This is a genomic window from Acidimicrobiales bacterium (genome assembly GCA_036270875.1).
GTDB lineage: Bacteria > Actinomycetota > Acidimicrobiia > Acidimicrobiales > AC-9 > AC-9.
This window is the reverse complement of record DATBBR010000002.1, coordinates 1-12,642: the sequence shown is the minus strand read 5'-3', so window position 1 is coordinate 12,642 and position 12,642 is coordinate 1. Positions and strand designations below refer to the sequence as shown.

Genomic DNA, 12,642 nt, shown 5'->3' with positions numbered 1-12,642 from the left:
CAGGTGTTGGTGCCTCTCTGTAGCCAGTAGCCTGGCTACGGAGCTGGAGGACGCGACGTGGCGCGGTCGCCGTGAGATCAGATGGATGGTTGCTCGTACGAGGTCGCTCGCCGGGCCCCGTGCTTGGACTCCGCCATCAGTGGCGCTCTCGGTGCTCTCCAGCTCTGGGACGAGCCCTGGTGGCCTCTGCGCTGATCGCGCTATCGGCGTCCTGTGCCACGAGCGCGTCGCACGCCGAGCGCAGCCCCGTTCGGCACAGTGCCGCCGGTCCGACGTCCGTACCCGCCGCCACGACGACGACGACCACCTGCAGCAACGCCAGTGTGGTGGCGACCTGGCCGGTAGCTCGCCGTGCAGCACAGCTCGTCGTCGTGCCGGCGGAGGAGACCGCGGTGACGATGGCAATGCCAGCGGTGCGCCAGGGTGCCGGGGGGGTCATCCTGTTCGGGTCAGCAGCACCGACGGACCTCTCGCGGCAGCTGGCAGGCCTCAAGGCGCAAGCGCCGGGTGGTATCTCCCCGCTGATCATGACCGACGAGGAGGGCGGGGCGGTCCAACGGATGCCCAATCTGGTCGGACCCTTGGCGTCGCCCAGGGTCATGGCCGCCAGCCTCAACCCGGACGGTGTTCGGCAACTGGGCGAGGCCACCGGGCACCAGCTGCTCGCCAACGGCGTGGACGTCGACCTTGCCCCGGTGCTCGATCTGGCGAGCGGGCCTGGGCCGGACCTCCAGCACACCGACGGTCCCCGCTCGTTCAGCCCTGATCCGGGAGTCGCCGCCAGCTACGGGCTCGGTTTTGCCCAAGGCCTCTTGGCCGCCGGCGTCATGCCCGTCGTCAAGCATTTTCCCGGTGAAGGCCAGGCGACCGCCAACACCGATGCCGCACCGGCCTCGACCCCGCCACTGCCGGCGCTGGAGGGGTCGGACCTGCTGCCCTTCGGCGACGCCGTTCACGCTCAACTCCCAGCCGTCATGGTGGGCAACGCCACAATCCCGGGCCTCACGACTGGGCCCGCCAGTCTGTCCTCGGCGGCCATCGGCGGCCTCCTGGTACACCAACTCGGCTTCGGTGGCCTCGTGCTGACCGACTCGCTGTCTGCCAGTTCCATCAGGGCCACGGGATTGGACGTTCCTCATGCCGCGGTGCAGGCCGTGACCGCTGGTGCCGACATGGTGCTCTACGACCTCGCGGCGCCCTCGTCAGGACCCGCCGCCGTGGCGAACCAGCTGACCGCTGCAGTCAGTGACGGAACGCTTCCCCTGTCACGACTCGACGACGCTGTGGGCCATGTGCTGTCGGCGAAGAAGGTCAACCTCTGCTAGATCGCCGACGGGCTCGGGTGGAAGGCGAAGACAGCCGTTGGCCGAGTGCCATCTGACATTAGCTCTGCCACAGAGGTAATATTGCAAGATGTCCCCCCGGTCCATGACTCCCTCCCGTTCAGAGGCTCGGAGGGAAATGGCGGGCAGCAGATCGAACGACCTGCGCCGCGGCGATCGACAGCGCCTGGCCGACGAGCTGCTCACCAACATGGCGTCGATCCGCCGTGCCGGCCGTCGCGAGGCGGAACGGCCGGTGGAGCTGTCGACTCTGACCGGTGCACAGCTGGAGCTCCTCCGTTTGGTTCGGCGCCGCCCGGGGGTGTCGATCGCAGATGCGGCGCAGGACCTGAGGTTGGCGCCTAACACCGTCAGCACGCTCGTGCGTCAGCTGACCGACGAGGGCATGATCCTGCGCCGCGTACACGGGTCGGATCGCCGGGTAGCCCGGCTGGAGCTGTCGGCCGACATCCGTCGAAAGGTCGACGCCTGGAGAGATCGCCGCGTCGTAGGCCTCGGCGACGCCGTCGGGCGGCTCCCACCCGAGGACCAGCGGAGGCTGATTGACGCCGTGCCGATGCTTGCTCGCCTCGCGGAGCATCTCGAAGAGCAGGGAACCGGCCGGTGAGCCACCGACCGAACCGGGCGTCTCGCGAAGAAGGCCCTTGGCACGGGCCGGGCGCCGATCGCGGACCGGTGCCGAAGGTCCCGGCTCTCTTGTGCCGAGGTCTCCGTCATCGATTCGGTGACGAGGTGGCTGTAGACGATGTCGACCTCACGGTCTGTCAGGGTGAGGTGTTCGGCCTGCTCGGTCCCAACGGGGCTGGTAAGACGACGACGATCCGGGTTATCAACACCCTCCTGCCGGTCCAGGCTGGAGTCGTCGAGGTGCTAGGACACGACGTGAGCCGTTCCCCGATGGCGGTGCGTCGACTCATCGGCTATGTGCCGCAGCAGCTCTCGGTCGAGGCCGCCCTCACCGGGCGAGAGAACGTGACCTGGTTCGCCCGGCTCTTCGATGTGCCGCGCCGCGAGCGTAAGCGACGTGTGGCCGATGCCCTCGACGTGATGGGGCTCGGTGACGCGGCCGACCGGCTGGCCTCGTCGTACTCGGGCGGCATGATCCGACGGCTCGAGCTCGCCCAGGCCCTCGTCAATCGCCCAGCTCTACTCGTGCTCGATGAGCCGACCGTCGGCCTCGACCCAGTAGCTCGCGACGGCGTCTGGCTTCGGGTCGAGGAGCTCAGGCAGACGACGGGCATGACCGTGCTGCTCACCACGCATTACATGGAGGAAGCCGACGCACTCTGCGATCGCGTCGCCCTCATGCATCTGGGGCGAATTCGCAGCGAAGGAGCCCCTGACGAGCTGAAGGCCGGCCTGGGCGCCGGATCGACGCTCGAGGACGTCTTCCGCCACTACAGCGGCGACACCCTGAGCGGCGAGGAAGAGAGGAAGGGAGGTCTTCGTGAAATCCGCAGCACTCGTAGAACCGCGGGTCGCCTCGGCTGAGTCGACGCTCATTGCTGGTTCGAAAACATGGCGCCAGTTCCCGAGCCGAGTGGCCACGTTCTGCCTCGTCGAGCTCCAGAAGATCCGCCATGACCGCACGGAGCTGGTTACTCGAGCCGTCCAGCCCGTGTTGTGGTTGGTCATCTTCGGCGAGACCTTCACCCGGCTTCGGGCCATTCCCAGCGGACACAAGCCATATCTCGACTTTCTGGCGCCGGGGATCATCGCCCAGGCAGGTCTCTTCGTTGCCATCTTCTACGGGATACAGATCATCTGGGAGCGCGACGCCGGGGTGCTTACGAAGCTGCTCGTCACACCAACGCCCCGGTCCGCTCTGATCCTCGGCAAGTCGTTTGCCGCCGGCATTCGGGCCTTGGCCCAGGCGATAGTGGTGCTCGTGTTGTCGGCCATCCTCGGCGTCGCACTCTCGGTGAACCCGCTGGACATCCTCGGTTCCTTCGTCATCGTGATGCTGGGGGCGGCATTCTTCTCCTGTCTTTCGATGACCGTTGCCGGCGTGGTGCTCAAGCGGGATCGCTTGATGGGCATCGGCCAGATGATCACGATGCCCTTGTTCTTCGCCTCGAGCGCTCTGTATCCGGTGAGCATCATGCCGGAGTGGCTTCGCGCTCTCAGCCGGGTCAACCCGCTCAGCTATGAGGTCGATGGTCTGCGTGGGATGCTCATCGGATCGCCGGCCCACGTGGGCTTGGACTTTCTCGTCCTCAGTGCCGCCGGACTGGTGGGTGTGGCCACAGCTTCGTCTCTGGTCAGTCGCCTCGCCCGGTAGACCGGCCGGCCCTGTTAGGTCCCCGGGCACATCGAGGCGGCGGTGGAACTGACAAGATGGGTCTAGATTTTGGTCGAGCCGGGCGATTGGTCTAACGAGCGCCGGACAGAGTTTTACGAGGTGCCCTGCTTCGGCACCCTCGCGTATGTCGACGACACGGGCAAGAGCATGGGCCGGGGGGAAAGGCCAGGATGACGACAGGAGAGGTTCCGGGTCCACCAGCTTGGGCTCCACCACCTCGGCAATGGCCCGAGACGCGGCCAGCACGGCCCGACCAACCATGGGCGACTCCAGGCGAACCAACCAAACGCCGGAAATGGCCGTGGGTTGGGGGGGGAGTCGCCGCTATCGTGCTAGTGGGAGCGATCGCTGGAATCGCCGGGGCTGTCGGCGGCTCCCGATCCACCCGCGCATCGGGAAACGGTGCAGACACCGCCTGGATGCACGATCTCGCCGCCCACCTGTCGGATCGGAAGTTGAGTGACATTGTCATCCCCGGGTCACACGACGCGGGCACCTACAGCCTCGACCCGGCAATAAACGATGACGCCATCACGCAGTCCGAGGATCTCATCCACCAATTGAACGACGGCGCCCGGGCGTTCGACATCCGCGTGCGGGCCACCAAGGGAGGCTATTACCTCAACCACGGTGAGGCAGTCTCACCCTGGCTGCGGCTGAACCGCATTTTCAAGGACGTAACCGAGTGGGCGACGAACAAACCGGGCAGCGCGGGTGCGGGGCCAGGGCCTCGGAACCAGGAGATCATCATGCTCAACCTCAGCATCGACGGCGCCGTCCCGACCGCCGACTGCCAGTCGCTTGGGCAGCAGCTGGGGGACGCCCTGGTGACCCCCAGCGCGCTCCAGGCCCAGTTCGGCACCACCGATCCCGGTCAGGTGACCCTGGGCCAGCTGTGGTCACTGCCCGATTCCAAGGGGGCGGCGCGGGTGATCATGGACAACAGCCAGTGCCTGGACGCCGCGGACCCCTTCGCCGGGCACTGGAACCCTGACCCGCCCTTCGGGATGGGCAACGCCCAGAGCTACTTCGCCAACCAGTGCTCGGCCTCCGGGCTCGAGGACCAGCCGCCGGACCCGCCGACGCAGCGGGTTGGCGTCTGGCCACAGGTATCTTCGGCGGTGAAATCCCGGAGTACTGATGGAAACGGCCCCGGCCCACCTACCCCATTTGGTCCGTCCATGGTCGGAGGGGTGCACACCCTGTTCATTCAAGGGACCCCGGACGACTTGTCCGATGTCTGCAACGTCGCCCCGGAGAAGATGCTTCGCGACGAGAAGACCGTCCTCGCTAGGCTCGTGGCTCAATGGCGCAAGGACCCCAAGACACAGGCGAACCTGGAGGTCATGTCCGGTGACTTTGTCCAGGAGACGGACCTCGTGCACGATGTCCTGGCTATGAACGAGACCTGGCCGACGGCGCCGTGAGCGGCCAGGAATGGCAGTCGGGCGGCAGCTGAATGGACGGCGGAATCGACAGCGGACCGGCCACCGGCCAGAGCTCACGACCAGCAGCCGCGCCCCCCTCCGCAGGCGGATTGGGCGTCCCGACGGTGCCGCCCATCGAGCGCCTCCACTCGGCGTACCAGCGGCGCCATGAGACCGATTACATCGCCAACTTCTGGAGCGCGCTGGGATGGGAGATCCTCACTGTCGGGCTGTTCTATATGTACATGTACTACCAGCTCATTCGTCGGATGCGGAGCCACAACGCCCGTCGCGTGGAACTCCTCGACGCGGCCACCGCCCACGCCTGGCAGGTAGCGGGTTGGCGGGGCCTCCAGGAGGAGCTCCGCCCGCACTTCGAGCGCACCGCCGGTGACCTCGAGGACCTTCGCATTCTCGGCACCAAACTCAAGGACCCCGTCATCTGGTTGGTGATCTACATCGGCGCCTTCTGGTTCACCAGCGCGCGCCTGATGCCGGCGCCCCTCATCAGTTACACCTTCGCCGGCGCCAGCATCGCGTGGGTAATGGTCGTCCTCTTCCTCGTGTACTGCGGACTCGACGCCGATCTCATCAAGCACGACTTGGCGGAGGGCGGCGTCGAGGCCGAGTTGGCCACCATCTACACACGACTCGGTCAGCCCCTTCCTCAGCCCGACCCGGCTCGCATCAAGGGCAAGCACAACTACGTCGCCCGCATCATCGTCAGCATCGTCACCGTCGGGATCTACCTGCTCTGGTGGACGTACAACATAATGAGCGAGCCCAACCGTCACTTCGAGATCAACTGGGTGTGGGAGGACTCGCTCGCCCATGCTGCCCAGGCGCTGCAGGAGTAGCGGTCGAGCTGCCCCTTAGCTGGTCGCTGTGGTGACGGCATCGGCTGCATCAGGCTCGGCCGACGACCAGGTCTTCTCGGCGACCAGGTCGCGCAGCCGGGTCAGCGAGATCGTGATCTCCGCGACCAGCGCGCGCGTTCGCAGGATCTCGACCACTCCCCGCTCGGCCCAGGGATCGTCCGAGGGAGGGCGGGCCGCCAGCTCGCGCGACCTCCTGTCGAGGTGGTCGACGTCGATCCGCGCCCGCACCGGGGGCGGTCGCTCGCGCCGGGCGATGGCGGCGCCGACCGCGGAATGGGCGGCGTGAAGCTCGTCCACACGCTCCGCCAGCGAGTCGACCAGGTTCGCGGCCTCCGCCGGGGGTGGCACCACCGACTGACGCGCCAGCATCTCGGCTCCGTACCAGCGCGTGTGCACGAACACCGACATCTGCTCCCAGATCGTGATCTCCTCGGCGTTGGGCCGCTCGGTGAGGAACACGGCGAGCACGCCGTCGGCGCGCAGCGCCTTCGCCCGCACGCTGGAGCGCAGGGGCGATAGCTGCTCCAGGCCGGTCGGGTGCAGGCGGCGCAGCACGGTAGCGGCCACCAGGTCCCCGCACGCCTCGACGGCCTCGCCGAGCGATTTCGCCAACTGTCCGGCGGCGCCCCGCGGCCACACCGCCAGACCGAGCAGCACGCCCGCCGCAGCGCCGATCACGACATCCTGGACGCGGATGACCCCGATCTCCCAGCCGGTCGGCTCGACGAGGTCGAAGAGGACAGACACGAGCACGGTGAACCCCGCCTGCCCCCACACCACGTTGATCGACCCGGCCAGCAACCCGCCGACGATGACGATCGGAAGCACATAGAGGTGGAGGTGACCTCTGGTGCCTATCGCCAGCAGCAGCGGGACGCCAACCGCGAAGCCGATCAGGGTGCCGAGCACGGCCTGAAGCGCGGTGGCGCCTGTTCGAATGGCGCTCGTGCGCATGACGCTCAGCGTGGCGAACAGGACCCAGAAGCCGTTCTCGACCTCGAGCACCCCGCCCACCAGCCGTGCGAGGGACAACGCGACCGCCAGGCGCAAGCTGTTCTGGAGCACGACAGAGCGGGTGCTGAGGGTCGAGGATACGATCGCCACCAGGCGGTCGAGCACGGCCTCCACGCGGCGCGCGAACCCCTCGCTCAACGAGCCGACGCGAGCCGGGTGGCGGTCGGTGCCGACCACCACGCGGGCGTCCTGAACCACTCCGCCCACCGAGGTGGCGAGCTCGCCGGCGAGCAGCGAGCGGTCGGCCCCGACAGCGAGCGTGTCGCCGGCTCCCCCAAGGGTGAGGTCGCGGACGAGCGCCGCGTCGCTGCGTTCCCGGTGCGCGCGTCCGGCATCGAGGGCCTCGTCGACCGCTGGCGGCGGGCGCTCGCCGCGCAGAGCCGCGGCGGTCGCCTCGAGCACCTGACGCAGCTCCCGAGCCAGGATCCGCTCGGCGTCGGCGACGCCCCGTGAGAGCACTGGCCGCTGCGAGAGTCGCTCCAACATCAGCTGCACGCGGCTGAGGCCGTAGCCCACGCGCAGCTGTGCGTGGTCGCGCTCTGTGGCCAGCGTGGGGCGCTCGCCGACCGCCAGGCGGTCCGGCCCCGCGCTGGCAAGCGCGTCGCGGACGGGCTCGGCGAACGAGTCGGCTGCATCCTCCCGACGTTGGCTCAACCGTCCTATGCGGGTTGCGAGCGTGTCGACGGCGTCGGCAAGCGCCGGGCGCAGGCGGTTCAGCGGGCGCTGTGGCCAGATGATCAGGGCCGCCAACAGCGAGATACCGCCGCCGAGGAGGACGCCGTAGACCCGGGATTCCAGCGCGCTGAGCGATGCGGGGACGGCGCAGGCAACGAGGAAGAACAGTAGAACGCCGTTCGCGCCCGTGGCCACGTTGCGGCCTACTGCAGTGGACAGCGAGACGCACAGCGCGACCACGAACAGCAGCCCGGCGGCCGCGAACGTGTGCTCGGAGACGGCGGTTCCCAGCGCGACCAGCGCGGCGGCGAGTACCGTCGCAAGGGCGTAGGCGCGTGCCTGCCGTCCCGGGCTGCCCCCGAAGTCGGCCAGGACCAGCAGCCCGATCACGCTCAGCGTTGCGAACACCGCGAGCTCGGGGTTGTCGATCACGACCCAGCCCAGATAGAAGGCGACCGTCGCGCTGGTCCCGGCCCGCACCGCGCGCCGCTGCGCGGTGCCGAACATGCCGGCGGTCTTCGATCTCGATGCGCTCGCGGCCAAGCGATCGACCGGCCTAGGTCCGGCTCGGCACCGAGCGCGGCCCGAAAGCATCGATGCTCGCCCGTCTCTGACCCTCGTAGTGCATGGCGATGCGGAGGAACAGGATGAAGGCACCGACGTAGAACACCTGAATGGAGCCGAGCATCTCTTTCAGCTCCTGCCGGTATCCCCCAAGCTCGACCGAGTCCTCGCCGCCGTCCGCGCCTCTCCCACGTTCCGCCACCTCTCCCCCCCTCTCCCGATGTGCGCCTTCCAGCGCACCGGGAGTCGACTAGTGCTCGTGCATCCGGACGAGACCGTCAACGACGTATCCCTACCAAAGGACGCGTTGTCGACGACCTAAGCCCACGTCAGCTCATACCTTACAACGTCGCTGTTTTGGCAGTCCTTCTCGAATCGAACAACGGCGCATTTCGCATAGCTGACCGCGTCGAAACCGCACCTATCGGCGTGGCGCCGAGGACATGTCCCATCGCGACCGCCTCGAGATTCAACAGATTGAGGCGAGCATGTCGGCCTGCAACTTCGACCATGGCCGGCAGGGTCTGCCGGGTATCTGGGAGCGATATTGTCGCTGCGGAGCTCGAGCAGACTCTGTACCGCCAGCTCCTGTTGCGAGGTGTCCAGCGGAAGCTGTCGCTGCCGGCGACGAACCATTCGTCGTCATGGGAGCCATGGCCGGGGGCTGAGAAGCCTCACCAGTTCGGTGCGGTTCGTAGCTGTCATACCCCTTGGTCAGGATGGCTCGACCGCCAAAGGAGGAACTGTGGCAGTGTGCGTGTACTGCGACCAAGAGATGCTCTCGGCAGACGGTTGTACAGCGGATCCGATCGTGATCGAAGGGGATCGCTATGAGCCGATCAGGTACGGCTCGGAGGAGGGGTTCAAACGCGTCAGACGAAGGTGTCGGGACTGCAACGTGCTGCCGGGCGGCGTCCACCACCACGGATGCGACACCGAGAGATGTCCGGCCTGTGAAGCGCAGTCGATCTCTTGTGGCTGTCTTTGGGCCGGCGAAGAACACCTCGCCGAGGACTGGGTGGACGAGATGGAGGATAGTTTTCAGCGCGTAGGGCCGGATGAGTGAGCGACTTCCTGCCCGCCAGCCGCCAGTGGTGCCTCTTACAGCGGCGTCTTCTTCGTAGACCAGGAATCTGCTCCCTGACCAGGGCATTTTCGAGCCGGCGGTGGGATTCGAACCCACGACCTGGCGATTACAAGTCGCCTGCGCTACCAACTGCGCCACACCGGCGTCCGGGGGATCAGCGTACCGGGGCCTGCTCCTCGGACCCGGGGCGAGGTGCTTGATTCTCGCCTTGAGGATTGGCAGGCTGCTTCTAATGGCGCTCTCCGATCGGGACCGGGCGATCCTCGACTTCGAGCGCGGCTGGTGGACCGAGCCGGGACCCAAGCGTACGGCGATCGAGAGACGGTTCCAGATGTCCTCGGGCCGCTATTACCAGCGCCTGAGCCAGCTGCTCGAGTCCAGCGAGGCAGCGGCCTACGACCCGCTGGTCGTCCTCCGCCTCCGACGACGACGTGACCGGCGCCGGCGGGCCCGCTTCGAGGGGTCCTCGGCGGGCGAGCCGCCTTCGCCATGAGCAGCGGCGGGGAACCGGGCGGAGGAGAGTCGCACCACGATGCCCCGCCCGTCCGCGTCGTCCGGGGCGTCGCCCTGGTCGTCGTCGGCGTTGTCCTCGGCGTCATCCTGTTCCATTCGGTCGGACGAGCGCCGGCGGGGTCCGCCGCCTCGGTCGCTGCCACTCCGGCCGCTCAGAGCACCACCACGACGCCTCCGACGCCCGCCACGACCGCAGCGCCACGCCCACCGGCCCAGGTCAAGACCTTGGTGGCCAACGGGACCAAGACGAGCGGGGCCGGCGCCAAGGCCTCCGACACCTTGCGCAAGGCGGGCTACAACGTGCTGGCGCCGACCAATACCACTGCCCCGGCGGCGTCTTCGGCCATCCTGTTCCTCCCTGGTTTCGCCAGCGAGGCGGGGGCCGTGGCCACGAGCCTCGGTCTCGCTCCGACCACCGTCATGCCCGTTCCGACGCCGTCGCCGGTCGCCAACAGCCAGACCGCCGACGTGGTGGTCGTGATCGGTCCCGATCTGGCCGGACAGGGTGCGGCGGCGCCCGCCACCCCGACCACGTCCACGACCGCGCACACCCCCACGACCGCGCACACCGGCTCGACGGTCCGCTGAGCCCGGACGGGCCCTGCCCCCGCGTCCCAGGTGTCCGCGCCCGACTTCGCTGCGACGTCCCTCAGGGACCTGCGCGCCCGTCCTGACGAGAGCGGTGTGCTGGTCGATTTCGACGGCACACTGGCGCCGATCGTTGACGACCCCGCCGAGGCCAGACCTCTTGGCGCGGTCGTTGGTACCCTGCAGCGGCTCGCCCGACGGTACCGCCGAGCGGCCGTGGTCTCGGGTCGCCCTGCCCGCTTCCTCGTCGAGGTGCTGGGCCTCGGGCGAGGCGCCAGCCATGGCCCGAGCGTCGTCGCCTCGGGACTCTACGGGCTGGAGTGGGCCGGAAGCGGCGGCGTGGTGCATACCCGCCCGGACGCAGAGCCCTGGCGGGACATCGTCGACCGGGTGGACCGGGAGGCCCGCGCCGCCGCTCCACCGGGGATGCTCGTGGAGCACAAGGGACTCACCGTGGCCATCCACTGGCGCACGGCCACCGCCCAGGCCGACTGGGCAAGGTCGTTCGCAGAGAAGGCGTCCCGCGAGAACAACCTCGAGCTTCACCTGGGCAAGATGAACGTCGAGCTGCGGCCCCCGCTGCCGGCGGACAAGGGCACCGTGGTGGCCGAGCTGTGTCGTGACCTCGGCGCGGCCTGCTTCGTCGGCGATGACCGGGGCGACCTGGCCGCGTTCGCCGCCCTTGACCGCCTGGCGACCCAGGGTTTGATCACCTGCAAGGTCGCTGTGGCCAGTGCCGAGGTCCCGCCCGAGCTGGTGGCCGCCGCCGACCTGGTCGTCGATGGCCCCGAGGGTGTGCTCGCCCTGCTGGAGTGGCTGGCGGAGGGCTAGGCACCGGACCCGCCGGTCAGGCTTTGGCCGCCGCCAGCTGGTCGTCGAGCCAGTCGCGCGGGCTTCGCCCGGCGGCGACCCGCCGAATGGCCGCTGACCGCTCGGCCCGCTCGGCCCGGTCCATGGTCAGGGCGGTGGCCAGCGTCTCGGCCGTGGCGGCGATGTCGAAGGGATTCACCTCCAGCGCCGTCTCTCGCATCTCTGCCCACGCTCCGGCCTCCCGGGAGAGCGCCAGGAGCCCCTGATTGGTGTTGACGATGGGGCCTTCCTTGGCCACGAGGTTGAGCCCGTCACGAAGCGGGTTGACCAGAAGCACGTCGTAGCGACGCAGAGCCGCCACCGATCGTGGGTAGCTGTCGGAGACGTCGAGCACCACGGGGGTCCAACCTGGCGTGGCCCACTTGTGGTTGACCTGCGCCGCCAGATGCTCGACCTCGGTCCGGTAGGCGAGGTACTCGGGCAAGCCCTGGCGAGACGCGTACACGAGCGCCACGAAGATCACCCGCTCCCGCAGCTCGGGATGGACCTCGAGCAGCTCGTCGAAGGCGAGGAAGCCACGGAGGAGGTTCTTCGACAGCTCGACCCGGTCGACGCGCAGCACCAGTTGGCGGTCGCCCAGGAGCGACGTCAGCCAGTCGTCCCATTTCGCGCTCTCGTCCGACCTGACGACCCGGTCGAGATCCTCGGCGTCCGGTCCCAGCGGCGCCACGAACGTCGGGGGAACCCGGCCCAGCACCTCGGTGCTGCATGCCTCGAACGCCTGCGCCCAGCGGGGGGAGTGGAACCCACAGGCCACGTGGGCTCCCATCCCCGCGAGCAGTTCCTCGGCCACGTCCGCCGGCAGGATCCGGATGCCGTTGGGATCGCAGAACGGCGTGTGGGTGAAGTGGACGGCCCGCAGGTCGGGACGACGGCCGGCGAGCCCTGCCCCGACCAACGCCAGGTGGTAGTCCTGGACCAGCACGGTGGCCCCCTCAGGGGCGGTCTCGACGACGGCGTCGGCGAAGGCCTGGTTCACCTCCCTGTACGCGGCCCAGGCCAGGCGCCAGCGCCGGTCGAGACGAGGCCGGCGAGCCAGATCGAAGAGCCCGTGATGGAGGAACCACAGGGTGGCGTTCGACACTACGTCGTACGCCATGCGATAGCGGTCGGGGTCCAGGGCCAACGATTGGAGGCGAAAGCCCTCCACCTCCATCAGGCCGCGTTCCGCCGCCAATCGGTCGTGCTCGCCCATGGCGGCGGCGATCCATATGGTGTCGGTCCCCGCGACCAGCGGGCTCAGGCTGGAGACGAGGCCGCCCGCGCCACGTCGGGCGACCAGCTGCTGGTCGTCGTCCAGAGCGAAAGACAGCGGACCCCGGTTGGACACGATGACGAGCTCCGGTCCGCCCATGCCCCCGGACCCTACCGCCACCGCCGC

The 12,642-nt window shown here is 68.4% G+C and carries 12 protein-coding genes and 1 tRNA gene; 9 read left to right on the top strand and 4 right to left on the bottom strand.

Features of this window, described 5'->3' with window-relative positions:
• The first annotated feature begins 179 nt into the window (after nt 1–179).
• The 6 genes from VH112_00095 to VH112_00070 all read left to right on the top strand — a co-directional run bounded on the left by VH112_00095 (nt 180) and on the right by VH112_00070 (nt 5,929).
• The gene (locus VH112_00095) at nt 180–1,325 is read left to right on the top strand and encodes a glycoside hydrolase family 3 N-terminal domain-containing protein (protein HEX4538621.1); all 1,146 of its coding nucleotides are present in this window, start codon (nt 180–182) and stop codon (nt 1,323–1,325) included.
• A gap of 136 nt (nt 1,326–1,461) precedes the next feature.
• Nucleotides 1,462–1,950, top strand: a complete 489-nt coding sequence (locus VH112_00090; GenBank protein HEX4538620.1) for a MarR family winged helix-turn-helix transcriptional regulator — start codon at nt 1,462–1,464, stop codon at nt 1,948–1,950.
• A gap of 125 nt (nt 1,951–2,075) precedes the next feature.
• Nucleotides 2,076–2,834, top strand: coding sequence for an ATP-binding cassette domain-containing protein (locus tag VH112_00085; GenBank protein ID HEX4538619.1), 759 nt, complete (start codon nt 2,076–2,078; stop codon nt 2,832–2,834).
• On the top strand, nt 2,791–3,624 hold the full coding sequence (locus tag VH112_00080) for an ABC transporter permease (protein ID HEX4538618.1): 834 nt from the start codon (nt 2,791–2,793) through the stop codon (nt 3,622–3,624). Before VH112_00085 ends, VH112_00080 begins: the two co-directional genes overlap by 44 nt.
• Nucleotides 3,625–4,100: 476 nt before the next feature.
• Entirely contained in the window at nt 4,101–5,072 is a 972-nt protein-coding gene (locus VH112_00075; GenBank protein ID HEX4538617.1) for a hypothetical protein, read from the top strand.
• A gap of 125 nt (nt 5,073–5,197) precedes the next feature.
• Nucleotides 5,198–5,929: a hypothetical protein gene (locus VH112_00070; GenBank protein HEX4538616.1), complete on the top strand. Its 732-nt coding sequence runs from the start codon at nt 5,198–5,200 to the stop codon at nt 5,927–5,929.
• Between the two features lie 15 nt (nt 5,930–5,944).
• On the opposite strand, the gene VH112_00065 is transcribed toward VH112_00070, so the two are convergent.
• From VH112_00065 to VH112_00055, 3 genes are all read right to left on the bottom strand, one after another.
• A complete protein-coding gene (locus VH112_00065; protein ID HEX4538615.1) occupies nt 5,945–8,146 on the bottom strand; it encodes an FUSC family protein in 2,202 nt (733 codons plus the stop codon).
• A gap of 49 nt (nt 8,147–8,195) precedes the next feature.
• Nucleotides 8,196–8,405 carry a hypothetical protein gene (locus VH112_00060; GenBank protein ID HEX4538614.1) on the bottom strand — a complete coding sequence of 70 codons (210 nt, stop codon included), beginning with the start codon at nt 8,403–8,405 and terminating at the stop codon, nt 8,196–8,198.
• Nucleotides 8,406–9,361: 956 nt separating this feature from the next.
• Nucleotides 9,362–9,434 (bottom strand) — tRNA-Thr (locus VH112_00055).
• A gap of 88 nt (nt 9,435–9,522) precedes the next feature.
• Between VH112_00055 and VH112_00050 the strand changes: the two genes are divergently transcribed.
• From VH112_00050 to otsB, 3 genes are read left to right on the top strand one after another with little or no spacing between them, the layout of a single operon-like run.
• Nucleotides 9,523–9,783, top strand: a complete 261-nt coding sequence (locus VH112_00050) for a DUF3263 domain-containing protein (protein ID HEX4538613.1) — start codon at nt 9,523–9,525, stop codon at nt 9,781–9,783.
• Nucleotides 9,780–10,391 (top strand): LytR C-terminal domain-containing protein, encoded by a 612-nt coding sequence (locus VH112_00045; protein HEX4538612.1) that lies wholly within the window; start codon nt 9,780–9,782, stop codon nt 10,389–10,391. The genes VH112_00050 and VH112_00045 overlap by 4 nt, the downstream gene beginning before the upstream one ends.
• Nucleotides 10,392–10,421: 30 nt before the next feature.
• Nucleotides 10,422–11,222, top strand: coding sequence for a trehalose-phosphatase (gene otsB, locus VH112_00040; protein HEX4538611.1), 801 nt, complete (start codon nt 10,422–10,424; stop codon nt 11,220–11,222).
• A 16-nt stretch (nt 11,223–11,238) separates the two neighbouring features.
• Here the strand turns inward: otsB and VH112_00035 are convergent.
• On the bottom strand, nt 11,239–12,642 hold a 1,404-nt coding region (locus VH112_00035; GenBank protein HEX4538610.1), incomplete at its 5' end, for a trehalose-6-phosphate synthase.

Excerpts from the sequence above, each read along its gene's own strand:
- VH112_00090 (HEX4538620.1), top strand. The coding sequence starts at position 1,462 with ATGGCGGGCAGCAGATCGAACGACCTGCGCCGCGGCGATCGACAGCGC.
- VH112_00065 (HEX4538615.1), bottom strand. The coding sequence starts at position 8,146 with ATGTTCGGCACCGCGCAGCGGCGCGCGGTGCGGGCCGGGACCAGCGCG.
- VH112_00050 (HEX4538613.1), top strand. The coding sequence starts at position 9,523 with ATGGCGCTCTCCGATCGGGACCGGGCGATCCTCGACTTCGAGCGCGGC.
- VH112_00045 (HEX4538612.1), top strand. The coding sequence starts at position 9,780 with ATGAGCAGCGGCGGGGAACCGGGCGGAGGAGAGTCGCACCACGATGCC.